This is a genomic window from Cardiobacterium sp. (assembly GCF_057314735.1).
In genome coordinates this window covers 40,667-64,738 of sequence record NZ_DBHKZK010000066.1, presented here as the reverse complement: position 1 = coordinate 64,738, position 24,072 = coordinate 40,667, and the positions used below count along the sequence as shown (strand labels likewise).

The window sequence follows — 24,072 nt, the reverse complement described above, 5'->3', positions numbered from 1 at the left end:
CGGTTCTTTTGGGCTGCATCATGGTTTGGTTACCGCTATGAGTGAATTGTAAACATCCCCTAGGGCAGCAAGCAACTGAAAAACTGGAATTCCAGCTCGTCAATAATATCGCTCACCCCCACCCCTGCCCTCCCCCGCTGCGGGCTTCGCCCTGCAGGGGAGGGGGATGTCGTTAGCTGAATTTGACTGGCACCGGCTGGCGTTTGGCGGCGATGTCTTCGATTTCCAGCAGCTCGGCGGCACGGAAGCCGAACATTCCGGCGATGAGGTTGGCGGGGAATTGTTCGATGGCGCTGTTGTATTCGGTGATGCTGTCGTTGTAATGCTGGCGCGAGAAGGCGATGCGGTTTTCGGTGGAGGCGATTTCTTCGCGCAGCGCGGCGAGCTGGTTGTCCGCCTTGAGGTCGGGATAGTTTTCAAAGGTGGCGTAGAGGCCGCCGAGACGTGCGCCCAGCGCCTGTTCCGCCGTGGCGAGGGCACCGACGTTCGTGCCGCTGCCTGCGGTGTTTTTCAGTGCGTTGGCGGCTTGGTCGCGGGCGGCGATGACGGCGGTCAGCGTTTCCTGTTCGTGTTGCAGGTATTTGCGCGCGACTTCGACGAGGTTCGGGATGAGGTCGTAGCGCCGGGTGAGTTGCACGTCAATTTGCGCGAAGGCGTTTTTCGCATCGTTGCGGTAATTGACGAGGCGGTTGTAGATGGCAATGCTCGCAATGACAGCGAGGGCGACAAGGGCGAGGACAATCCAGCCAATCATGAGTTTTCTCCTGTTGGTTCAAAGGGTTTCCTGCATTTTAATGGGCGGGTTACAGGCTTGCAAGTTGGTGCGCTTCTCTTTAGAATCCGCGCCCTGAGTTCGCCAGGCAATCGCTGATCTTCGGATTGGAGGAAAGTCCGGGCTCCACAGGGCAGGGTGCCGGGTAACGCCCGGGCGGCGCGAGCCGACGGAAAGTGCCACAGAAAAGATACCGCCTGCGTGATGCAGGCAAGGGTGAAATGGTGCGGTAAGAGCGCACCGCAAGACTGGTAACAGGCTTGGCAGGGTAAACCCCACCCGGAGCAAGACCAAATAGGGAATCGTTGCGGCGGCCCGCCGTGATTCCGGGTAGGTTGCTGGAGGTAGCCGGTAACGGTTATCGCAGATGAATGATTGTCCTCGACAGAACCCGGCTTATCGGCGAACTCTTTTTTCTTTATTCAATCATGTCCCCGTAGCTCAATCGGATAGAGCGTTCCCCTCCTAAGGGAAAGGCTGGAGGTTCAATTCCTCTCGGGGGCACTTTCGTTTATTCCGCCGGACTTCGTTTCGCTCCGTAACCGGGCGAAATTTAACGGATTAACCGCCCTCCCCTTTCCGCGCCATTCCGCTTAAATTTGCCCTCCGCTTAATTGGTGGGGCGGTTCATACCGCTCGCCAATAACCGCAACAACCTAATCCCGCCCGTGCCGTGGCACATTCCCGTCTGCTATCATGGCCGCTCATTTCCACCACGAGGCCGCCATGCCCCTCAAACCTTTCCTTCTCACCCTGGTACTGACCATGACCACCATCCACGCCCAAACCCCGCCCGATGTCGAAAAGCGCCCGCATACCGTCACCTCGCCGCACGGTGAGCGCCAGGACGAGTACTACTGGCTGCGCGACGACGAACGCAAAGACCCGCAGATGCTCGCCTATCTCAACGCGGAAAACGCCTACGCCGATGCCGTTCTCGCGCCGTTGAAAGCGCTGGAAGACAAGCTCTACGACGAAATCGTCGCCCGCATCAAGCAGGACGACAGCTCCGTGCCCGCGCGCGACCGTGGTTACTGGTACTACACCCGCTTTGAAACCGGCAAGGACTACCCCATCCACGCCCGCCACGCCGACCGCGCCGGGCTGGACGCCGTCAGCATCCAGGCAGCGAACGACCGCGGCGATTTTGCCGGCGAAGAAATCCTGCTCAACGTCAATGCGCTCGCGGAAGAACACGACTACTACAGCGCGGCGCTGGTCGATATCAGCCAGGACAACCAGAAACTGCTCTGGGCGGATGACACCAACGGTCGCCGCCAATACACCCTGCGCGTTACCGATCTTGCCAGCGGCAAGCGTCTTACCGACGAAATCCCCGGCACCAACGGCGACGCCGTCTGGGCGGACGATGGCAACACCTTCTACTACATCGAAAACGACCCCGATACCCTGCTCAGCAAGCGCGTGAAAAAACACACCCTCGGCACTGACCCGAAAACCGACCCCGTAGTGTACGAAGAAGCCGACGACAGCTTCTACCTCAGCGTCGGCCGCAGCCGCGACGAAAAATACCTCGCCATCCGCGCCAGCAGCACGGTTTCCGACGAACTGCGCTACACCCCAGCTGCCAACCCTGGCGAATTCAAAGTGTTGGCGCCGCGCGAGCGCGACCTCGAATACAGCGCCGACCACTACGGCGACCGCTGGCTGATTCGCACCAACGCCGACGGCGCCGCCAACTTCAAAATTATGACCGCCAGCGACGACGCCACCGCCCGCAGCGACTGGCAAGAATGGATTGCGCATGACCCAGCGATTTACATCGAATACTTCGAAACCTTCGCTGACTACACCGCCATCGGCGAGCGTTCCGACGGCCTCGACCGCATCCGCATCGTCAAAAAAGACGGAAGCAGCGAATACCTGAAAGCGGACGAACCCGCCTACACCATGGGCATCTCCTCCAACCCGGAGGCGGACAGCGACTGGCTGCGCTACAGCTACACCTCGCTCACCACCCCCGCCATCGTGTACGAAACCAACATCAAAACCGGCGAACGCCGCCAGCTCAAACAGCAATCCGTGCCCGGTTACGACGCCAGTAACTACACCACCGAGCGCGTCTGGGTACCGGCACGCGACGGCACCAAAATCCCCGTCTCCCTCGTTTACCGCAAAGACTTCAAGCGCGACGGCACGGCGGCGCTTTTGCAATACGGCTACGGCAGCTACGGCGCCCCAATGGATCCATCCTTCTCCGGCGGTGTCATCAGCCTGCTTGACCGCGGCATGGTCTATGCCATCGCCCACATCCGTGGCGGGCAAGAAATGGGGCGCGCCTGGTACGAAGACGGCAAACTGCTGCACAAAAAGAACACCTTCACCGACTTCATCGACGTAACCCGTTGGCTGGTTGCAGAAAAATACGCAGCGAAAGACCGCGTCGCGGCGATGGGCGGCAGCGCCGGTGGTCTGCTGATGGGGGCGGTTGCTAACATGGCGCCGGAAGACTATCGCGTCATCCTCTCGCAAGTGCCGTTCGTGGACGTTGTTACCACCATGCTTGACCCGTCAATACCGCTCACCACCAACGAATACGACGAATGGGGCAACCCGGAAGCGAGCGCGGAAAGCTACGCCTACATGCTCTCCTACTCGCCCTACGACAACCTCAAAGCGCAGGATTACCCGGCGATGTACGTCGGTACCGGCCTCTGGGACTCACAAGTACAATACTGGGAACCGGCGAAATACGTCGCCCGCCTGCGCGACGTCAATACCGGCAAACACCCCATCGTCTTCCGCACCAACATGGAAGCGGGACACGGCGGCAAATCCGGGCGCTTCCGCCGCTACCGCGAAATCGCCGAGATGTACGCTTTCATGCTGGAACAGCTCGGCGTCCAATAAGCGCCACAAAAAACGCCCCGCCAGGGGCGTTTTGTATGGCTTTCCTTTACCCGTTTTCCCGAATTGCCCCAGGAGCAACGGATGACCGCAAAAAAACTGACAATTTGGCTGTTGGATGACAGTGGATTAAGCAGAGAATCGTGGTGGATTCAGCTTGGCATTCCTTCTACATTGAATTTTCCTGATTATTTTGCCTTGACGAGAAAAAACCGGACGGAGCGGGAAGAAGAACAAAGGAAAATTATGCTTAATGAAATGGTCAAGACAATCCATTCATATCGCGAACATAAATTTCTCTCTCCAAAAATCTTGCCTGACGCAATGTATGTTGATTTGAAAGAAATATATGCAGGGATTCCCCAGGAAGTTTTTTCCACAATGCCACCCGTTTTTGCAATTTCAGATCAATTTATCATGATTACTGAACCACTTTTACACATATTCCGTCATTTTTATTTGGGTAGCACACAAATCAGTCCAGTCAGGCTATGTGAGCGAACGACAAATGAACTGCTAAGCGAACAGACCTATTATTTACTTAATGTATGCGAAACACACAGCTATTTATCCCCTGAAAAAAATCCTGATTTAAGATTGATTTCCAGAGGCAGTTATAGCGTTTATCACCATCCTGATGATGAAGCGGAGCTGAACAGATTCCATTTCCACCCCAAGGCATTGGAATGCCCGGCAGATATATGGCATGACCCCTTAATCAATCACTCTATTTTCTTTTCACAGTCTCTAAAAGAAGCTATTGATAAGGCAGGTTTGTACAAAGATTTTTCTTTGTTCCCCTGTAATTTTATTTTAGACCGGGCATGAATGACCGACATCAAAGATGTTGAGTGTGTGCCGACTGCATTTTGATACTGCCGTGGGGTGGGGCTTGCCCCACCGTTAAAGCCGCGTATTCCGTCATGGTGGGTCAAGACCCACCTACAATTTACATACAGGGTAGCGGGAAAGGTGTATGTATAACGCCTACCGTACCAACGGCAACAGCGTCCACAGCGCCGTCGCCATCACCAGCGCGCCAAGGACGATACGGCTGCTGTCGCGGGTGAGCGACTGCACCAGCGTGCCGGAAAAGACGCCGAGGAGCAGCATCGCCGGCAGCGTACCCGCGCCGAAGGCGAGCATCACCAGCGCCGCGTGCAGCGGGTTGCCGCTGACCACCGCCAGCGCGAGGGCGCTGTAAATCAGGCCGCAGGGCAACAGTCCCCAGAGGAAGCCGAGCAGGAGCGCGTCGCTGCCCGTCCGCACCGGCAACAGCGACTGGACAAATCCCGCCAGCGGTTGCCACAGGCGGCTGCCGTAGCGTTCCAGGCGGCGCAGCAGATTGATGCCCAGGGCGATTTGCAAGCCAATGGCAAACATCACCAGCGCAGCGGCGAGGCGCAGCGCCATCGCCCACGCCGGGCTGTAGTCGCGCACGCCGATGAGTGGCAGCAGGCAGCCGAAGACGAGGCCAAGCGTGGCGTAGCTGGCGAGCCGCCCGCCGTGATAGACCGGCAACAGCCGCTTTTTCATGCTGCCGAGGCCGAGCGAGACGCTGATACCGCCGCACATGGCGACGCAGTGCGCGCTGCCGGCAAGCCCGGTGGCGAAGGCGGTGAGGAGAGTGGCGGCGCTCATGACTCGCCGGATTCGCGCTGGCGGCGCTCTTCTTCGGTGTCGTCCAGCAGCGGAATCATGCCGGGCGATTCGAGGTCGTCGAACTGGCGGGTGCGCACCGCCCAATGGAAGGCGTAAACCGCCGCGGCAATGAGGACGACGGAGATGGGAATGAGCAGATAGAGGATTTGCATGACGGCGGGAGGGATACGGATAACGGGCGCACATTATGCGGCAAATCGCGGGTAGCGGCGCGCCTTGCCCTTGCCTTGCGCGGAAATTACCGTAAAGTATGCGTCTTCCGGGGAATGCCGCGTTTCCCCCGCCATAATCCGGAAATCTTTTCCTGATTCCATTCATCGAGGTTCATCATGAAAAAGCTGCTTGTCACCACGCTGGTATTGCTCGCCATCAATGCCCAGGCGGAAAGTGTCTTCCGTCGCGGCAATGGCTCCGAGCCGAAAAGCATTGACCCGCAATTGGCGACAGAAAATGCCGGTTCGGCGATTATTTATGACAATTTCGAGGGTTTGACCACCACCAATGCCAAAGGTGAAGTCATCCCCGGCGTCGCCGAAAAATGGGAAGTTTCCGATGACGGCAAAATTTATACTTTCCATCTGCGCGACAATGCCAAATGGTCCAATGGCGAGCCGGTGACGGCGGATGATTTTGTCTATGCCTGGCAACGCGCGGTCAATCCCGCCACCGGCGGTGAATATGCCTTCATTCTTTATCCGGTGAAAAATGCTGAGGCGATTGCCAGCGGGCAGGAAAAGCATCTGGAAGCGCTCGGCATTAAGGTATTGGACGAGCGCACCCTGCAAGTCGAACTGAATTATCCGACGCCGTATTTCCCCGGCCTGATGACGCATTACACCACCTATCCCGTCCCGCGCAAAACGGTCGAACAATTCAGCGACAAATGGACACGGCCAGAGCATATCGTCAGTAATGGCGCCTATCACTTGAGCGAATGGAAACCGCAGGCGAGCATTACCGCAGAAAAATCGCCGACTTACTGGAATCACGACCACGTCGCCATTGACAAAGTCATCTACTATCCGATTGAGCAGGAAAGCACCGCCTTTAACCGCTACCGCGCCGGGGAAGTGGATTACGTCGAATCCCTTTCCCCGGAAAGTCTGGAAATTGCCAAAAAAGAATACGCCGGCCAGTTGCACATAGAGCCATTCCTCGCCACCTACTGGATTGGTTTTAACCTGACCAAACCGCCATTCAAGGATAATCCCAAATTGCGCGAAGCGCTGACGCTGGCGATTGACCGTACGGTAATTACCGAAAAAATCCTGAAAGCCGGACAAATCCCCGCCTATGGTTTGGTACCGCCTTCCACCCATAACAGCGACCCCTATCAGCCGGAATACAGCAAACTGGATCGCAAGGAACAAATTGCCCGTGCGCAGGCACTTTATGCCGAAGCCGGATATTCCAAAGAAAAACCGCTGAAAGTTTCCATTATTTACAACACCAGCGATGCCCACAAAAAGATCATGGTGGCAGTCGCGGCGATGTGGAAACAGGTACTCGGCGTACAAACCGAACTGAATAACCAGGAATGGAAAGTCATGCTCGCCAACATGGCACAAAAAGACGACCAGGCCTATCGCTACTCCTGGAATGGCGACTATGACGATCCCTATACCTTCCTCGAAATCTTCCAGCAAAATTCCGAAGTCAATTACTCCGGCTACCAGAATCCCGCCTACGATGCCCAACTGAAAGAAGCGGCGGCCACGCCCGACCTCGCCGCGCGGGCAAAACTGCTGCAAGCGGCGGAAAAAACCGTCATTGACGACTACGCCGTTGCGCCGCTGTACCATTACGTCACCGTGCGCCTGCTCAAGCCACAATTCAAAGGCTACGCAGGCAATGCCCTCGGCATCGTGCGCACCCAGGATTTACACATCGAACCATGAGAACCCCATGAAAAAAACACTGCTCCTCACCACCGCCCTCCTGCTCGCCGCCACCAGCGGCGCGCAGGCCGAGACCGTCTTCCGCCGCAGCAACGACGCCGAACCCGCCAGCATGGACCCACAACTGGCGCAGGGAATGCCGGAAATGCACATCCTGCGCGATATGTTCGTCGGCCTCGTCGATGAAGACGCGGGCGCGCACCTCATCCCCGGCGTCGCCGAACGCTGGGACATCTCCGACGACGGCAAAACCTGGACCTTCCACCTGCGCGACAATGCCTGGTCGGACGGCACCCCGGTCACTGCGAGCGATTTCGTCTATGCCTGGCGGCGCGCGGTCGATCCGGCGGTCGGCAGTAAATACAGCTTCTTCCTCTACCCGGTGAAAAACGCAAAAGCCATCGCCGAAGGCAATGCAGCGGTCGATACCCTCGGCGTCAGCGCCGCTGATGACAAAACACTGGTGGTCGAACTGAACGAACCGACGCCCTACTTCCCCGGCCTGCTCATCAACGCCGTCACCTACCCCGTACCGCGGCACATCATCGAAAAACAGGGCAAAGACTGGACGCGCCCCGAAAACCTCATCGGCAACGGCGCCTTCAAAATGCGCGAATGGAAACCGCAGTCGCGCATCGTCCTCGAAAAATCCGCCAACTACTACGGCGCGCAGGACGTCCAGCTTGACAAGGTCATCTACTACGTCAGCGAAGACAAAAACGCCGAACTGCAACGCTACCGCGCGGGCGAGCTGGACTGGACGGCAGACGTACCGAACGACCAAATCAAATGGCTGCGCGAAAACCTCGGCGCAGAGCTGCACATCCACAACTACCTCGGCACCTTCTACTTCGGTTACAACCTCACCAAACCGCCATTCAAGGACAACCCCAAACTGCGCGAAGCACTGAGCCTCGTCATCGACCGCGAACGCATCGTCAAAAACATCACCGCCAGCGGCGAACAACCCGCCTACGGCTTCGTCACCCCCGGCATCAGCGGCTACACCCCCTACCAGCCCGAATACGCCAACTGGGACCGGCAAAAACGCCTCGAAAAAGCCAAGGCGCTCTACGCGGAAGCCGGCTACAGCAAAGAAAACCCGCTACGGGTCGAACTGCTCTACAACACCAACGACAACAACAAAAAAGTCGCCATCGCCGTCGCCGCCCTGTGGAAAGACGCACTCGGCGTCGAAACCAGCCTGATTAACAAAGAATGGAAGGCGTACCTCAACGACCGCCGCGAATACAACACCCAAGTCTTCCGCGGCTCGTGGATGGGCGACTACGACGACGCCAACACCTTCCTTGACCTCTTTGTCAGCGGCGGCGGCAGCAACACCATCGGCCTGAACGACGCGGCATACGACAAACTGCTCAGCGACGCCGCGCGCGAAACCGACGGCACAAAACGCGCCGCCATCCTGCAACAGGCGGAAAAACGGCTGATTGACCAGCACGACCTCGTCCCGGTGTTTTTCTTCGTCTCCAAACACCTGGTGAAGCCATATGTCAAAGGCTACGAAGAAAACGTGATGAACCACTGGCCGAGCAAATACATCCGCATCGAGAAAGAACAATAAACCCGCAAAAAACCGCCCTCCAAGGCGGTTTCTTTTTATTCACTCATTCTTGATGACACGGACACACCGGTATCACTGCGGTGTAGGCGCTCGGCGTGGTGACGATTTCCGCCTCGATTTCATAGACCGCGCGCAGGCTGTCGGGCGAGACCACTTCGGCGAACGCGCCCTGTCCGGCGACGTGGCCTTTGTTCAGCAGCAAGATGGTCTGTGTGTGGCGCGCGGCAAGGTTCAGGTCGTGGATGGCAATCACCACCAACGCGCCGGTGCGCGCAACGTAAGCGCCAAGGCGGTCGAACACTTGCATCTGGTGGCGGATGTCGAGCGCGCTGGTCGCTTCATCGAGCAGTAGCAGTTTCGGCTCGCGCAGGAGGCGTTGCGCGAGCAGCACCAGTTGTTGCTGCCCGCCGGAGAGGCGCGTCATGCAGCGGTCGTGCAGGTGACCGATGCGGAAGTCGTCCAGGATGGCGCAGGCGGCGTCAATCAGTTTGTGACCGACGCGCAGACCGAGTTGTTCGTGGTGGCCGAGCAGCACGGTTTCCAGCACGCTCAGCTCCGCGCTCACCTGGCAGTTTTGCGGCATGAAGCCGATGTCGCGCAGGCTGACCGGCGCGCCCTGCCAGTGAATCGTGCCGCTGAAGCGTTGCACGGTGGCGATGCTTTTGATGAGGGTGGATTTGCCGGTGCCGTTCGGGCCGATGAGGCCGACTATCTGCCCCTGCTCAAGGCGCGCGGTGATGTCGCGCAGGATGGGGGTTTTGCCGTAGCTGACGGCGACGTGTGCGAGTTCGAGGCTCATCCTTCGTTCCTCCTGCCGCTGCGGATGATGATGCCAAAGAGCATCGGCACCCCGGCGACGGCGGTGATGATGCCGACGGGGATTGCGCCGCCGGGCGAGATGATTTTGCCGAAGACGGAGGCGCCGATGAGGATGACCGCGCCGGTGACTGCGGCGAGCGGCAGGGCAAAGCGGTGGTCTTCGCCGACGAGCGAGCGCGCCATGTGCGGCGCTATCAGGCCGACAAAGCCGATGGTGCCGACGAAGGACACGGCGGCGGCGGTGAGTAGCGCGACGATGATGAAGCTGCGCTTGCGCAGTTTGTCAACGTTGATGCCGAGGCTCATCGCGTTGGCGTCGCCGAGGCGCAGTGTGGTCAGCGCCCAGGTGTCAAAGATGATAAACGGCACGCAGACGAGCAGGGTGGCAAGGCCGACCGCGACGGATGTCCAGCTCGCTTTCAGCAGGTTGCCAAAGAGCCAGAAGACGATTTGTTGTGACGCTTCCGGCGTGGCGAGGAATTGCAGCAGCGATTGCAGCGACTGGAAGAAAAACAGCACGGCAATGCCGCCGAGGACGAGGATGGCGGGCGTGGCGCTGCGCAGGATGGCGATGAGGTAAATCAGGCCGCAGGAGCCGATGGTCATCGCAAAGGCAGCGGCGGGAACGATGAGGAAGCCAAACCAGGCGTGCGCGGCAAGCCCCGGCACCATGCCGCCAAACATAATGGCGAGCGCCGCGCCAAAGCCGGCAGCGGCAGAGAAGCCGAGGGTGAACGGGCTGGCGAGCGGGTTGGCGAGGATGGTCTGCATCTGCAAGCCGGCGAGGCCGAGGCAACAGCCGACGAGAATCCCGGTCAGCGTCTGCGGCATCCGCAGTCCCCAGAGAATCGTCACCAGCTTGCGCAGCCGTGCCTCATCGGCGAATGTTTCCTGCAAGCCGCGCCAGAGCGATTCCAGCCCGGCAGGTGCGGCAGGCAGGGCGGACAGCGCCTGACTGGCGACGCTGCTGCGGTCGGTATCAAAAAACGGCCCGGCGCGCAGCGCCTTGAAAATATCGGCCAGCGGCATTCCGGACGGGCCGGTAGCAAGGTCGGCCAGCGCCAGCGCGAGCAGCACGAGCGCGGCGGCGGCGAGCAACAGCAGCCGCCGGTCGGCATTGCGCTGGTAACTGCCGTGAATGGAGGCGGGGGTCATAAAAAGTCCTCAAAGAATTAACGTATCGGGAGTGTGGCCGTAGGATGTGTGGCGGCATCGCCGACACGCACGCGGAGCTTATCGGGATGCGCGTGCCTACGGCATACACCCTACGAGAATCGAATAACGCACGCCTTGGCATATCCTGCCAAGGCGCATCCTATATACGACAAACCGGGCGGGCAGAAATATATCCGCCCGCGGTTTTCCATTATTTACCCGGCTGATAACGGGTCATAAAAACACCGTCCGCTTCAATCGGCAGCCATTTCTTGTAATATTCCTGCAAATTCCGCACCGGATCGATATCCTTGAAGGCGTCAGGATAAAGCTGCTTGGCGATAAATTGCGCATAAACATAATCGGAAAGGGTACGTGCGCCGCCGTGATAAATCGCAAAAACATTATCCGTTTTTACCGCAGGCAAATCCGCCCAGCCGGGACGTTTCAGATAAGCTGCAATGCGTTCATTGACGGTTTTGGGGTCGGCAGAAAAACCGACGGCGACCGCCTGCGGCTTGTTTTTCCATTCCGAACCGGCGAGGAAAATCAAATCCGGTGCTTCGGCGAGGATATATTCCGGGCTGAGCGGTGCCGCGCCTTTCACCTGTCCGGCGGCGATATTTTCCCCGCCCAGTTTTTCCAAAAGGGCGCCCCACATCGTGTTGCCATAAGAATTGCCGAAAGTATCCGCACCATTTTGTGCGAGCTCAACGTAAACTTTTTTCGGCGACGGTTTCAGTTTTTCAATGCGCTTTTCAATATCGGCGAAGGCATTCTTGTAATTATCGGCCAATTCCTGCGCGCGCTGTTCCTGTCCCAGCAATTTGCCCAATGCCAACGTGGAAATAGTGTGTTTCTCTACCGTTTGCGCATTGTAATCGAGGACGACATAGGGAATGCCCGCCGCATCGAGTTGCTTCACCGATTCGCCCAGTCCTTCATAATTCCAGACGCCGAGGATAACCAAATCGGGATTGGTGGCGATGATTTTTTCAATGGAAAACGTGCCGTCTTCGGTATTGCCAATATCGGGAATCTCTTTCAGTTTCGGCAGCGCTTTTTCATAAAGCGCGTATTGCTGCGGCCGCCAGTCTTTCCAGGTGGAAAGGGCAAGGGCGACGACCTTGTCCATCGCATCCTTGCCGCCAATGGCAAGATAATCTTCATAATAAAAACCGAGCACGATGCGCTCCGGCACTTTGGGTACGGTGACGGTGCGACCAACGACGTCGGTAGCGGTGATTTCGGCAAAGGCGGGGGCGGCGGCGGTGAATGCCAGCGCGGCGGCGAGCAGGAGCTTCTTCATGTAAACCTCTTGAATGCAAGGGAAAAGGGAGCCGGAAATGGCACGCGGGATTATAGGGTAACACGCCGGTAAATGCGATAACTTCTTGTTAGCCGCCGTGGAAATTTGTGGCAGACGCGGGAAAATCCCCGTGGTACTACGCGACGGCGAGCCACAAAAAACCGCGCCGGAGCGCGGTGGGTCATGTGATTTATGGCTTCTGTTTTTCCGACGCTGCGTCGGGTACCGCATCTGCAAGTATCCTGCCGCAGGCCTTGTAGGCTTCATTGCCAATATCTTTTATTGCTTGTAGTGATTTTCTTGTGTCTTCCACCGAACTTCCACTAAATAATTTGGCCAATATTGAAAATTGGGCATCGTAATCCAATTTGTCAGAGAAACATTGGCACAGGCTGTCATTATCTTCACCATTGATTTTGATACAATCTTCTTTCACTATTTCTTTATACTCATCCAGTCGTTCGCGCAGTTTTACAACCATAATTTTGGCCAATTCTTCTGCGGCCAGTGGATAACCGGCTATTTTTGCTTCCTGTAATACTTCATTGCTAATCTGTTCTTTAAGTATATCGCCTTTGCTTTTTTCGACAGCAATTGCAGTTATGGTAAATACTACAAAAAACAGACCAGCAAGGACGTTTTTCAGAATATTTTTCATGGAAATCTCCTTGTGTTAAAAATGTCAAGGGTTTGGGATAGTTCATGTCGGTCGTCACATGGGGATTATTTTCTGCCCCGAACCTCCCTTACGGGGGAGAGAGCTGACCTGCGTACGTCCGCAAAACATTGCTTGCAGTAGACGCAATTGTAACAGCACTTGGCTTGAATCAACGAATCAAATCGTACCGAGCGGAAATTTGCTGCGTAGGTACAACAACTACTTTTGTTTTTTTGCTTTGGCGATTGAGGCGGACAAACCGCAAGCCTTGCCTGTCGTCATGATAGCTTGTTGCCGTGCCCGTGCCTGCCGCGCTTTTTTCTGCGCTTGCGGTTCTCCCTCAAGGGTTTTTATGACCAAGGAAAATTGGGCTTCGTAATCGAGTTTGTCGGTAAAGCATTGGCATTCGCTCTTTTTGTCGCTGCCGAATGTGCTGAGGCAGTCTTCTTTACTGGCCTGTTTGAAGTCGGCCAGATGTGTATGCAGTTTGTCGGCAAGCATTTGGGGTATTTGCGTTTCTGTCAGCGGTTTGCCCGATGCTTCGGCAGATTTTGCTTGCTGGAGTAATTCTCCGATGATTGTTTTAGTCAGCAGGTCTGTTTTGCTGGATGCCTTTAGGGTTTCCTGACTATGGGCAATACTCAAATCGCACGCCTTGATGGCGGTCATTTCCTGTTCTTGTCGTAGCTGCTGCGCTTTTTCGACTTCTGCTGCCCGTATTTTCTGGTCTGCATTCAGCGCCTTTTCCATCCGTGCCAGGTGAGCGTTGTAATCCACTTTATTGATAAAGCATTGGCATTGTTTTTGGTTGGCCTTGCCGTAATCGCGGATGCAGTCTTCTTTCATGGCGTCGCTGTATTCGTTCTGGCGTGTGCGCAGCTTGGCAATGACCCGTTGACTTATTTCTGCCTCATTGGGGCTAGTACCAGATGCCTGCATTTCTTGCATGACTTCGGTGGCAACCTGTTTTCTGAGGATTTCGTATTTGCTTTGCGCCGCAGCCGTCGCGTGAATGGCGATACCGGCCAGCAGGATTGCGGCGAGGGTGTTTTTCAGGATTTTTTTCATGATGATTTACTTGGAGATTTCAGCAACAAAAACGGCGCAGATTATCCGCGCGGGGATATATCTGCGCCGCTGTGCAGGCGATTTATTTTTTCGCCGGTTGGGCTTCTGCCGCTTTGGCCGCCTCGGCAGCCGCTTTGGCTTCAGCTTCACGGCTGATGTTGATGTCCAGTCCGCAGGCCTTGTACGCCGCTTCTTCGTTTTCTTTAACCGTCTGGGCTTCTTTTTCCAGATTGGCGTCCGGCGTGGCGACCTGTTTTTCCATCATCGCAAAGTATTGCTCGAAATCCAGCTTGTCGGTTACGCACTGGCATTGGCTGTTTTTTTCTTTGCCGTAATCCTTGACACAGTCATCTGTTACCGCTTCTTTGAATTCGCCCAGGTGGGCGCGCATTTTGCCGAGGAATTTTTGTGCAAGGTCTTTTTCGGTGATGTTTTTCCCGGCTTTGCTGTCCGCCGTGATTTCCTGTATCAGCTCATTGGCGATTTTTTCACCAAGTTCATCGGATTTGTTTTTTTCCGCGGCCATGGTAGTTGTGGCTACTGCGGCAAGCAGCAAGGCGGCGAGGGTGTTTTTCAGAGATGCTTTCATCGTTTTTCCTGGTTATGGATGGAAGTGTTCAGGCGCGCAGGGGCGCGCCTGATAAAGGGGATAGTTATTCGGTTTCCTCGTGATATTCAAGGCCGCAGGATTCATAAACGGCTTTTTCGTTTTTAATGATGGCCTTGCTCTCTTTTTCAATCTCTGCGGGGCTGGCATCATTCAGTTGTTTTTCCATCAGGGCAAAGCTGGCTTCGTAGTCGAGTTTCCCGGTTGCACATTTGCATTGGCTTTCTTTGTCCTTGCCATATTCCTGCACACAGTCTTCGTGCATGGTTTCTCTAAATTCGCCGAGATGGTCGTGCATTTTTTTCAGGAACAGGCGGCCAACTTCTTCATCGCTCGGCTCTTTGCCATTCGTGTTATGTTGGCTCATCAGTTCTTGCGTCATTTCCAGCACGATTTTGTTGGCCAGCGCGTCGGCTTTTTCATCTTTTGCCTGCGCTGTCATGGCCAGTCCGGAAAGCAGTAATCCGGCAAGGGTGCTTTTTATTAGCGGTTTCATCGCAGATTCCTTGTGTTGAGGGAAGAAAACGGGAATTGGCGGCTGTAGCTGCCGTTATTTGAGCCGCAGCCCGCACATACGGTAGGCGCGTGCAGTCATCGCATCCAGGCGGCTTATTTCGTAGCGGTAATCGCCGCGCGGGTTGGCGCGGTATTTTTGTGTGTACCTGAAGACGGCATCGTAATCCAGTTTATTGGCAAGGCATTGGCACTGGCGCAATTTTTCCGGGCCATAGGTTTCGATGCAATCATTGCGTGTCGCCAGTTTCAGCTCGCCACGGTGTGCGCGCATTTTTTTGCCGAGAATTTGGCTGACGGTCTTGTTGCCCAGTTTTTTGCCACGAACCGCCTCTTTCCAGGCGACCTCCTGCGCGACTTCACGATTGACCTGATCACCGAGGCGCGAGGCGCGGTCAGCCTTGACGCAGGCAGTGAGGCTCAGGCTGCAAAGCAGCAATGCAAACAGCGTTTTTTTCATTTCAGTTGCCTTTATCTGGGGGGAAACTGCGATAATTATAAACGGCTTTTTATTACAATATTTCATCATGTTTGATGAGGAGAATTCCATGCAACACATTTCCGTCGCGATCATTGGTTGCGGTATGTCCGCCCACACCTTTCATTTGCCGCTGATTGCTGCCAGCGCCGATTTCCGCCTCACCGCGCTGGTGAGCAGCCGTCCGCAGCCGGATGTTGCCGTGGCACAATTCCCGGATGCGGCGGCAATGCTGGCGCAGTCCGATGCGGAGCTGGTCGTCATTACCGCGCCGAATGCGGTGCATTTTTCCCTCGCCGCGCAGTGTCTGGCGGCAGGACGGCACGTCGTGCTGGAAAAGCCGATGGTGAACACGGTCGCGGAAGGACGCGAGCTGATTGCGCGGGCAGAACGCGCCGGGCGATTGCTTTCGGTCTTTCATAACCGCCGCTGGGACAGTGATTTTTTGACGTTGCAGGCGCTCTTGGCGCGCGGCGAGCTGGGTGCGTTGCGCTTTTTTGAGTCGCGCTGGGACCGCTTCCGCCCCGAAGTGCGCGACCGCTGGCGCGAGAATCCCGGCGTCGGCGCGGGTATTTGGTACGACCTCGGCGCGCATTTGCTCGATCAGGCGCTGACGCTGTTCGGGATGCCGCAGGCAGTGACGGGCAACTGCCGCGCGCTGCGCCCCGGCAGCCGGACGGTGGATTATGCGCAGGTGCAGTTGCATTACCCGGATTTTGAAGCGGTTTTGCATACTTCGCCTTATACCTGCGCGCCGGTCGCGCGTTTCCGCGTCGAGGGCGATGCGGGCAATTTCGTCAAATTCGGGCTGGATGTGCAGGAGGCACAGTTGAAGGCGTGGCTGTCGCCGTGCGATGCCGCTTACGGGCTGGAGGATGCGGCGCAATTCGGCACGCTTTATGCGCCGGATGGCAGCGCCCGCACCGTGCCGCCGGTGCGCGGCGATTTTGCCGCTTTTTACCGCAATGTCGCCGCCGCCTTGCGCGGAGAAGCGCCGCTGGCGGTGACGGCAGAGGACGCGCTGCGGGTGATTTATTTGACCGAGCTCGCGCAGCAAAGCAGCGATTGCGGGCGCAGGCTGACGGTGGATACGACGGCAGTTTGAGGATTTCCCGCAAGCCGCCATAAGGATTTGATGTCCGGGAGGATTAAGGCGATACGGCGATGCGTATTGCGCTATGCAAGCGCGACGATTCGCACGGGTGGTTTTGCCCGAATGGCAGGAAAGGTTTGCACCATAGCGGGTGGGCGCTCTGCCGTCGCAATCTTTTGCGCGACCGGCTTGAATTGCCGAATGGCAGTAGCGCGGCGCGGCAAATGCGCTAGAATTGCGCCCGTTTCCACTCATCCATAACTCACGCATCATGAAATATTTGCTTTCTCTCTTTTGGCTTCTCGCTGTCGCCGTCGCGCAGGCCGATCCGCTGCCTGCCGAGGAGGTGTTCAAGCCGGAAATTCATCAAAGCGCGACCGCCGACGGCTATCGCACCGAAGTCACCATCCATTTTCCCGACGGCTATTATTTGTATGCCGACAAGACCACGCTCGGCGGGGTGGTTGGCGAGGAGTCGCGCACCCCGGCGGAGGCGAAGGAGGACCCGTATTTGGGGCCGACGCAGGTGTGGCATCAGCCGCCGACGATTACCCTCAGCCACCGCGACCGCGCTGACACGTTTACGCTGAAGACGCAGGGCTGCGAGGAAAACGTTATTTGTTATCCGCCGACGTCGTGGACGTTGCAGGTGCCGCCTGCCGAGGTCGCCGCCAATGAGGCGGTCATGGCGCAACGGGCGACGGCGGCAAATGTTGAACCCGCCGACACTGCCCCAGCCGCGCAACCGTCGCTGTTCCAGACGAAGAAAAACGAGGTCTTGCCGGAAGACCAGGCGTTTCTCGTCGATGCGCAAAAAGGCACGAACGGCCAGCTTGACCTGCATTATCAAATGCCGGAGGGCTATTACCTATACCGCCACAGCCTGAAAGCGGAGCTGGACGGCAAACCGTTGGCGCTGCCGTTGCCAGAGGGCGAGCGTCATCAGGACGATTTTCTCGGCGAGCAGGAGATTTACCGCAACACCCTGCGCTTCAGTCTGCCCGACGTGCAGGGCAAGGCGCTCACCCTGCATCTGCAAGGCTGCGCCGAGGGGCTGATTTGCTACCCGCCCATTCAGCGGCAATTCCATTTTGAGGCGGGCAATAGCGCGGGCGGTCTCACCACCACCCCGTCCATTGCTGCGGAAACGCCCGCCGCGCCGCCAGTTGTCGCCAACAGCGATGCGCCTTCCGCCATCGTGCAGAAGTTGAACGACCATTTCTTCATCGCGCTGCCGCTCGTTTTGCTGCTCGGCATCGGCGTCAGTTTCACCGCCTGCGTCTATCCGCTGGTGCCGATTGTCACCAGCCTCGTTGTCGGCAAGAACACCAGCACCGCCCGCGCCTACCGCCTCATCAGCGTCTATGTGCTGGCGATGGGCGCGACGATGGCGCTGCTCGGCGCGGTCTTCGGCATTTTCCAGATTAACCTGCAAGTGATTCTGCAAAAGCCGTGGATTACCGTGCTGGTAGCGCTGCTCTTTGCCGGGCTGTCGCTGTCGCTGTTTGACGTTTATACCCTGCAAACGCCGCGCTGGCTGCAAAAACCGGTGGACAAACTCAACCGCAAACAGCAATCCGGCTCGTACAGCGGCGCGGCGGCGATGGGCGCGCTTTCTATCCTCGTCGTCAGCCCCTGCGCCACGCCGGTTCTGACCGCGCTGCTGCTCTTTACCACGCAGACAACGCCGCTCAAGGGCGCGACCGCCCTGTTCTTCTTCGGCCTCGGCACCGGCCTGCCGCTGTTGCTGTTCGCCGGTGCCTTCCGCAAATTCCTGCCGAAGGCGGGCGCATGGATGGACAACGTCAAAAAGGCCTTCGCTTTCGCCCTCTTGGCCATTGCCGTCTGGCTCGTCGCCCGCATCCTGCCGCTCGCCTGGGCGCTCGCGGCGTGGATGCTGTACGCGCTCTTGTTTGCGACCTATATATATGGCGACAGCAAGACGCGCCGCTTCCTCGCCGGATTGGGGCTTACCGTTGCCATCGCCCTCGGCGTGCAAAGCGCGGCGCAATTCTTCGCGCCGCCCGCCGCAGCCGTCGCCCAACAAGGCGCGGCCTTCCGCGAACTGCATAGCAAAGCGGAAATCGAAGCGGCGCTCGCCGCCAGCGACCGCCCGGTGCTGCTCGATTTCTATGCCGACTGGTGCGTCGCCTGCAAAAAATGGGAAGCCAACATCTGGCACAACCCGCGCTTTGCCGCCGACCTCGCCGGTTACACCCTGCTGAAAATCGACGTCACCGACTTCAACGACGCGCACAAGGCCATCTTCAACGCGCTCAACCTCGTCGGCCCGCCCGCCGTCCTCTATTACCCGCCGCACGGCCAACTCGCCGCGCCGCAGGAAAAAATCATCGGCGAGCAGAACGCGGATGATTTCGCGGCAAAACTGGCAGAATGGCGCAAGAAATAGACTATAATGCGCGGCTTTAACGCCCCCGGCCCGCAATACCATACGGTGTTGCGGGCATCAATATGCGACCACCACCCCATTTGAGACAACACACCCTATGGCGCTCATTTTTGTCATCAACGGCCCCAACCTCAACCTGCTCGGCAGCCGCGAACCGGCGCACTACGGGCATGACACCCTCGACAGCATCGAACACCGCCTCAGCGAAATGGCGACCGGCCTCGGCCACCAACTCGAATTCATCCAGCACAACCACGAAGGCGTCCTCATCGACCTCATCCACGCCGCAGGCAAACACGAAGTCGATTACATCATCATCAACCCCGCCGCTTTCACCCACACCAGCGTTGCCCTGCGCGACGCCCTCGCCGCCGTCGCCATCCCCTTTACCGAAGTCCACCTCTCGAACATCTACCGCCGCGAACCCTTCCGCCAGCACTCCTACTTCAGCGACCTCGCACAAGGCGTCATCAGCGGCTTCGGCGCGACCGGCTACGAACTGGCGCTGACCGCTGCCCACCACTACCTTACCCAACCCAAATAAGAGACCGCCCACTATGGACATCCGCAAAATCAAAAAACTCATCGAAATGCTCGAAACCTCCGGGATAGCCGAACTGGAAATCACCGAAGGCGAAGAATCCGTGCGCATCAGCCGCTACGGACAAACCTCGCCGATGCCCGCGATGCCCTACCCGCCGCAGGCGTACAACCTCGCCGTCCCTGCCCCTGCTGCCGCACCCGCCGCCGAAGCAGCGCCTGCGGGCAAACCCGCGCCGGACGGCAAAATCATCCGCTCGCCGATGGTCGGCACCTTCTACAACGCCCCCGCCCCCGACGCCGACCCCTTCGTCAAACTGGGCGATGACATCAAAACCGGCGACACCGTCTGCATCATCGAAGCGATGAAAATGTTCAACCGCATCGAAGCCGACTTCGGCGGAAAAATCGTCGAAATCCTCGTCGAAAACGGCCAGCCGGTCGAATACGACGAACCGCTGTTCGTGGTCAAATAAGGAGCGCGCCATGTTTGAGAAAGTGCTGATAGCCAACCGGGGCGAAATCGCGCTGCGCATCCTGCGCGCCTGCCGCGAAATGGGCATCGAAACCGTCGCCGTCCACTCCAAGGCCGATGCCGACCTCAAACACGTCGTGCTGGCCGACGAATCCGTCTGCATCGGCCCCGCACCATCGTCCGAAAGCTACCTCAATATGCCGGCCATCATCTCCGCCGCCGAAGTGACCAACGCCGACGCCATCCACCCCGGCTACGGCTTTCTCTCCGAAAACGCCGACTTCGCCGAGCGCGTCGAACAATCCGGCTTCACCTTCATCGGCCCGCGCGCCGAAACCATCCGCATGATGGGCGACAAAGTCGAAGCCATCAAGGCGATGAAAGCCGCCGGCATTCCCTGCGTCCCCGGCTCCGACGGCCCGCTCAGTACCGACCCGGACGAAATCCGCGCCACCGCCGAGCGTATTGGCTATCCGGTCATCATCAAAGCCGCCGGTGGCGGTGGCGGGCGCGGCATGCGTGTCGTCAGAAGCGCCGACGAAGTCGTCGATGCCGTGCGCCTCACCAAAACCGAAGCGCGCCAAGCATTTGGTAACGACATGGTGTACATGGAAAAATTCCTCGAAACCCCGCGCCACATCGAAATACAAGTACTGTCGGACAAACACGGCAACGCCATCCACCTCGGCGAACGCGACTGCTCGCTCCAGCGCCGCCACCAAAAAGTCATGGAAGAAGCGCCCGCCCCCGGCATCACCGAAGCACAGCGCAACAAAATCGGCGCCGTCTGCGTGGAGGCCTGCAAACGCATCGGCTACCACGGTGCGGGCACCTTTGAATTCCTCTACGAAAACGGCGAGTTCTACTTCATCGAAATGAACACCCGCGTCCAGGTCGAACACCCCGTCACCGAAATGGTCACTGGCGTGGACATCGTGCGCGAACAAATCCGCATCGCCGCCGGCCTGCCGCTTTCCTACACCCAGGACGACATCAAGGTGCGCGGCCACGCCCTTGAATGCCGTATCAACGCCGAAAACGCCAAAACCTTCATCCCCTCGCCGGGGCGCGTCACCGAATTCCACGCACCGGGCGGACTGGGCGTGCGCGTCGAATCGCACCTCTACGACGGCTACACCGTACCGCCGCACTACGACTCGATGATCGGCAAACTCATCACCTGGGGCGACACCCGCGAAACCGCCATTGCGCGGGCGAAAATGGCACTGCGCGAACTCGTCATCGAAGGCATCAGCACCAACATTGAGCTGCACCAGGATTTGCTTGAAGACCCGGTCGTCAACAAAGGCGGAATGGACATCCACTACCTTGAACACAAACTCGGACTGGCCTGAACCCGACGCCCCGCATCCGCGGGGCGCATTACTTGTAGCGCCCGAACTGCCGCATTCCCGTAGGGTGGGGCTTGCCCCACCACATCACCGACATACCCGCCCCGCCAAAACCCCAAAAGGAAACACCCCATGACCGCACAATGGCTGGAAATCACCCTGCACAGCACAAGCGACGCCGACACCGACCGCATCGAAGCCGCACTCGAAGCCGCGGGCGCGATTGCCATCACCTACACCGCCGCCGATGACGAAGAAATCTTTGAGCCGCCCGTCGGCACGATGCCGCTGTGGCAACACACCGGCATCACCGGTCTCTTCCCGCAAAACAGCGACCCGGAAACCATCCACTTCCTGCTGCGCGCCGCGCTCGGCAACGACATCGCGCTTGATGACCGCCTCTTTGCCGACAGCGAATGGACGCGCGCCTGGCTTGACCACTTCCGCCCGATCGACTTTGGCGGCGGCTTTTGGGTGGCGGCGAGCGAACACCATATTGATGACCCAACAGCGACCGTGCTGCGTCTTGACCCTGGTCTCGCCTTCGGCACCGGCACGCATCCATCGACTGCAATGTGCCTCAACTGGCTGGTACACCACGGCGCGCTCGCGGGCAAAACCGTCTATGACTACGGCTGCGGCAGCGGCATCCTCGGCATCGCCGCCGCCCTGCTCGGTGCAGCGCACGTCTGGCAGACCGACATCGACCCGCAGGCACTCACCGCCAGCGGCGAAAACGCCGACAAAAACGGCGTGCGCGCGCGCATCACCCTCTGTGCCGACCCGAACGACGCGCCCAAAGTCGATTTGCTCGTCGCCAACATCCTGCTCGAACCGCTCTGCTTCCTCCGCCCACAGTTTGAAAAACACCTGCGCGCAGACAGCCAGCTCATCTTCGCCGGACTGCTTGAGCGGCAGGAAGACCGCATCCGCGCAGCCTACGGCGATGCCTATCACATCAGCCGCGCCGACGAACGCGACGGCTGGATACTGCTGCACTTGCGTCCCAAATCCTAAACATCCCTCCCCCGTGGGAGAGGGGCGGGGGTGGGGTTTGCCCGCACACCTCGTTGCTCAATAAACATCCTCGCCCAAATCCAAAACCATGCACCTCGGCTCCTTCCACTACCCGCAGCCCGTCATCGTCCTTGCACCGATGGCGGGCGTGAGCGACCTGCCCTTCCGCCGCCTCTGCCAAGAAAACGGCGCGGACTACAGCACCGCCGAAATGATCAGCGCCAAACCCGAACTGCTGCACACCGCGCATTCCGCCACACGGCTACAATTCGACCCTGACCCGCGTTACCCGAAAATCATCCAGCTCGTCGGCGGCGACGCGGCGCTGCTGGCGGAAGCGGCGCTCCTCATGCAGGCCAAAGGCGCGGACATCATCGACATCAACATGGGCTGCCCGGCAAAAACCATCGCCCGCCAACAGGCAGGATCGGCGCTCTTGGCCGACCTCCGCCAGGTGGAGAAAATCCTCGCCGCCGTGGTGCGCGCGGTCAACATCCCGGTAACACTCAAAACCCGTCTCGGCTACCACGACGGCCAACCGGTCATCACAGAAGTCGCACGCATCGCGGAAGCCTGCGGCATTGCCGCGCTTTCCGTCCACGGCCGCAGCCGCGCGCAGCGTTACCAGGGCGAAGCCGACCACGCCGCCATTGCCGAAGCGAAAGCACAAACCCGCCTGCCGGTGATTGCCAACGGCGACATTACCAGCGCTGAACAAGCGAAAACCCTGCTTGACCGCTACGGCTTCGACGGCATCATGATAGGCCGCGCCGCCCTCGGCGACCCGTGGCTCTTTGCCCGCTGCCAGGCGCTCATCAATGGCCGCACCCTGCCCGCCGCCGAAAAAACCGCCCAAATCCGCGCCCATCTGCGCGACTTGCACCAACACTACGGCGCGCAGGCGACCGCCATCGCGCGCAAACACCTGCACGCCTACCTGCGCCCGCATCCCGATTACCCCGCACTGCGCCCAGCGATTAACCACGCCGCGCATCTCGACGCCCAACTCGCCCTCATCCCGAAGCCCTAACCGAGAAAACCCATGCCCCCGCTGACCCTTCGCGCCGCCATCGAATACAGCATTGCCGAATACTACGCCCTGCACGACGGCGACGACACCCGCATCACCAACCTCTACCACCTCATCATCAGCGAAGCCGAACACGCCCTCATCAGCCACACCATGCAGCGCTGCCACGACAACCAGAGCCACGCCGCCAGAGTCCTCGGCATCACCCGCAACACCCTGAAAAAAAAGCTGACCGAACACCGCATTCCCTACCAAAGCCCGCAACAACAACGATGAAAAAAACCATCCCCCTGCTTGCCCTCACCCTCCTCGCCGCCTGCCCCGCCCACGCGGCCGAATACCGCTGGCTGCACGACGGCGAACGCCCCATCCTGGCCGAAATCGTGCGCAGCGACGCCGACCGTGCCCGCGGCCTGATGTATCGCCCCTGGCTCGTGCCGTACGGCGGGATGCTGTTCATCTTTGACCCGCCGCAACCGGTCGCCTTCTGGATGAAAAACACCCTGATACCGCTGGAAATACGCTTCTACAATGCTGACGGCCAACCCGTCGCCCGCCACCTCGCCACACCCTGCACCCGCGACCCCTGCGCGCATTACCCCGCCCACGGCAAAGTCGCCTACGTCCTCGAAACCCGCGCCCGCTACCGCCTCGCACCCCCGCGACAGCCGCTGTACATCTTCCCGGACGGGCGGGCCTAACCCTTCCAGCCGCCGTGCTACAGGCGCTTTGCTATAATCCCCCTCCCTTCAACAACCGAGGA

24 protein-coding genes, 1 tRNA gene and 1 other RNA gene are annotated in these 24,072 nt (G+C 58.5%); 15 read left to right on the top strand and 11 right to left on the bottom strand.

Features of this window, described 5'->3' with window-relative positions:
* Positions 1-172 precede the first annotated feature (172 nt).
* Entirely contained in the window at positions 173-754 is a 582-nt protein-coding gene (locus tag ACO54Z_RS09990; protein WP_485996872.1) for a LemA family protein, read from the bottom strand.
* Between the two features lie 94 nt (positions 755-848).
* On the opposite strand from ACO54Z_RS09990, the gene rnpB reads away from it, so the two are divergent.
* From rnpB to ACO54Z_RS09970, 4 genes are all read left to right on the top strand, one after another.
* Positions 849-1,187, top strand: an RNA gene (gene rnpB, locus ACO54Z_RS09985) — RNase P RNA component class A.
* 15 nt (positions 1,188-1,202) lie between these two features.
* Positions 1,203-1,276 (top strand) — tRNA-Arg (locus ACO54Z_RS09980).
* Positions 1,277-1,498: 222 nt separating this feature from the next.
* Positions 1,499-3,643: a S9 family peptidase gene (locus ACO54Z_RS09975; RefSeq protein WP_485996871.1), complete on the top strand. Its 2,145-nt coding sequence runs from the start codon at positions 1,499-1,501 to the stop codon at positions 3,641-3,643.
* Between the two features lie 81 nt (positions 3,644-3,724).
* Positions 3,725-4,468, top strand: a complete 744-nt coding sequence (locus ACO54Z_RS09970; protein WP_485996870.1) for a hypothetical protein — start codon at positions 3,725-3,727, stop codon at positions 4,466-4,468.
* A 159-nt stretch (positions 4,469-4,627) separates the two neighbouring features.
* Here the strand turns inward: ACO54Z_RS09970 and ACO54Z_RS09965 are convergent, their stop codons facing one another.
* Both ACO54Z_RS09965 and ccoS read right to left on the bottom strand, forming a co-directional pair.
* Positions 4,628-5,281 carry a sulfite exporter TauE/SafE family protein gene (locus ACO54Z_RS09965; RefSeq protein WP_485996869.1) on the bottom strand — a complete coding sequence of 218 codons (654 nt, stop codon included), beginning with the start codon at positions 5,279-5,281 and terminating at the stop codon, positions 4,628-4,630.
* Positions 5,278-5,454 carry a cbb3-type cytochrome oxidase assembly protein CcoS gene (gene ccoS, locus ACO54Z_RS09960; protein WP_298080379.1) on the bottom strand — a complete coding sequence of 59 codons (177 nt, stop codon included), beginning with the start codon at positions 5,452-5,454 and terminating at the stop codon, positions 5,278-5,280. The genes ACO54Z_RS09965 and ccoS overlap by 4 nt, the downstream gene beginning before the upstream one ends.
* A 177-nt stretch (positions 5,455-5,631) precedes the next feature.
* Between ccoS and ACO54Z_RS09955 the strand changes: the two genes are divergently transcribed.
* The gene (locus ACO54Z_RS09955; RefSeq protein WP_485996868.1) at positions 5,632-7,200 is read left to right on the top strand and encodes a peptide ABC transporter substrate-binding protein; all 1,569 of its coding nucleotides are present in this window, start codon (positions 5,632-5,634) and stop codon (positions 7,198-7,200) included.
* Between the two features lie 7 nt (positions 7,201-7,207).
* Positions 7,208-8,785, top strand: coding sequence for a peptide ABC transporter substrate-binding protein (locus tag ACO54Z_RS09950; RefSeq protein ID WP_485996867.1), 1,578 nt, complete (start codon positions 7,208-7,210; stop codon positions 8,783-8,785).
* Positions 8,786-8,828: 43 nt separating this feature from the next.
* Here ACO54Z_RS09950 and ACO54Z_RS09945 read toward each other — a convergent pair whose 3' ends face one another.
* From ACO54Z_RS09945 to ACO54Z_RS09910, 8 genes are all read right to left on the bottom strand, one after another.
* Positions 8,829-9,584: an ABC transporter ATP-binding protein gene (locus tag ACO54Z_RS09945; RefSeq protein WP_485996866.1), complete on the bottom strand. Its 756-nt coding sequence runs from the start codon at positions 9,582-9,584 to the stop codon at positions 8,829-8,831.
* On the bottom strand, positions 9,581-10,759 hold the full coding sequence (locus tag ACO54Z_RS09940) for a FecCD family ABC transporter permease (RefSeq protein ID WP_485996865.1): 1,179 nt from the start codon (positions 10,757-10,759) through the stop codon (positions 9,581-9,583). Before ACO54Z_RS09940 ends, ACO54Z_RS09945 begins: the two co-directional genes overlap by 4 nt.
* Before the next feature lie 211 nt (positions 10,760-10,970).
* Positions 10,971-12,068 (bottom strand): ABC transporter substrate-binding protein, encoded by a 1,098-nt coding sequence (locus ACO54Z_RS09935; protein ID WP_485996864.1) that lies wholly within the window; start codon positions 12,066-12,068, stop codon positions 10,971-10,973.
* 190 nt (positions 12,069-12,258) lie between these two features.
* Positions 12,259-12,726, bottom strand: a complete 468-nt coding sequence (locus ACO54Z_RS09930; protein ID WP_485996863.1) for a hypothetical protein — start codon at positions 12,724-12,726, stop codon at positions 12,259-12,261.
* Between the two features lie 219 nt (positions 12,727-12,945).
* Positions 12,946-13,794: a hypothetical protein gene (locus tag ACO54Z_RS09925; RefSeq protein ID WP_485996862.1), complete on the bottom strand. Its 849-nt coding sequence runs from the start codon at positions 13,792-13,794 to the stop codon at positions 12,946-12,948.
* 82 nt (positions 13,795-13,876) lie between these two features.
* On the bottom strand, positions 13,877-14,383 hold the full coding sequence (locus tag ACO54Z_RS09920) for a hypothetical protein (protein WP_485996861.1): 507 nt from the start codon (positions 14,381-14,383) through the stop codon (positions 13,877-13,879).
* A 64-nt stretch (positions 14,384-14,447) separates the two neighbouring features.
* A complete protein-coding gene (locus tag ACO54Z_RS09915; RefSeq protein ID WP_485996860.1) occupies positions 14,448-14,897 on the bottom strand; it encodes a hypothetical protein in 450 nt (149 codons plus the stop codon).
* A gap of 54 nt (positions 14,898-14,951) precedes the next feature.
* A complete protein-coding gene (locus ACO54Z_RS09910) occupies positions 14,952-15,374 on the bottom strand; it encodes a hypothetical protein (protein ID WP_485996859.1) in 423 nt (140 codons plus the stop codon).
* A gap of 88 nt (positions 15,375-15,462) precedes the next feature.
* Between ACO54Z_RS09910 and ACO54Z_RS09905 the strand changes: the two genes are divergently transcribed.
* The 9 genes from ACO54Z_RS09905 (at position 15,463) to ACO54Z_RS09865 (ending at position 24,010) form a co-directional block, all read left to right on the top strand.
* The gene (locus tag ACO54Z_RS09905; protein ID WP_485996858.1) at positions 15,463-16,497 is read left to right on the top strand and encodes a Gfo/Idh/MocA family oxidoreductase; all 1,035 of its coding nucleotides are present in this window, start codon (positions 15,463-15,465) and stop codon (positions 16,495-16,497) included.
* Positions 16,498-16,756: 259 nt separating this feature from the next.
* On the top strand, positions 16,757-18,895 hold the full coding sequence (locus tag ACO54Z_RS09900; protein ID WP_485996857.1) for a protein-disulfide reductase DsbD: 2,139 nt from the start codon (positions 16,757-16,759) through the stop codon (positions 18,893-18,895).
* Positions 18,896-18,992: 97 nt separating this feature from the next.
* The gene (gene aroQ / locus ACO54Z_RS09895; RefSeq protein WP_298080281.1) at positions 18,993-19,439 is read left to right on the top strand and encodes a type II 3-dehydroquinate dehydratase; all 447 of its coding nucleotides are present in this window, start codon (positions 18,993-18,995) and stop codon (positions 19,437-19,439) included.
* Positions 19,440-19,452: 13 nt separating this feature from the next.
* Positions 19,453-19,911, top strand: a complete 459-nt coding sequence (accB, locus tag ACO54Z_RS09890) for an acetyl-CoA carboxylase biotin carboxyl carrier protein (protein ID WP_485996856.1) — start codon at positions 19,453-19,455, stop codon at positions 19,909-19,911.
* Between the two features lie 10 nt (positions 19,912-19,921).
* Positions 19,922-21,265, top strand: coding sequence for an acetyl-CoA carboxylase biotin carboxylase subunit (gene accC, locus ACO54Z_RS09885; RefSeq protein ID WP_485996855.1), 1,344 nt, complete (start codon positions 19,922-19,924; stop codon positions 21,263-21,265).
* A 129-nt stretch (positions 21,266-21,394) separates the two neighbouring features.
* Positions 21,395-22,279, top strand: coding sequence for a 50S ribosomal protein L11 methyltransferase (gene prmA / locus ACO54Z_RS09880; protein WP_485996854.1), 885 nt, complete (start codon positions 21,395-21,397; stop codon positions 22,277-22,279).
* 88 nt (positions 22,280-22,367) lie between these two features.
* Positions 22,368-23,309 (top strand): tRNA dihydrouridine synthase DusB, encoded by a 942-nt coding sequence (gene dusB / locus ACO54Z_RS09875; RefSeq protein ID WP_485996853.1) that lies wholly within the window; start codon positions 22,368-22,370, stop codon positions 23,307-23,309.
* 12 nt (positions 23,310-23,321) lie between these two features.
* A complete protein-coding gene (locus tag ACO54Z_RS09870; protein ID WP_298080276.1) occupies positions 23,322-23,585 on the top strand; it encodes a helix-turn-helix domain-containing protein in 264 nt (87 codons plus the stop codon).
* Positions 23,582-24,010, top strand: coding sequence for a DUF192 domain-containing protein (locus ACO54Z_RS09865; protein ID WP_485996852.1), 429 nt, complete (start codon positions 23,582-23,584; stop codon positions 24,008-24,010). The genes ACO54Z_RS09870 and ACO54Z_RS09865 overlap by 4 nt, the downstream gene beginning before the upstream one ends.
* The last annotated feature ends 62 nt before the right edge of the window (positions 24,011-24,072 follow it).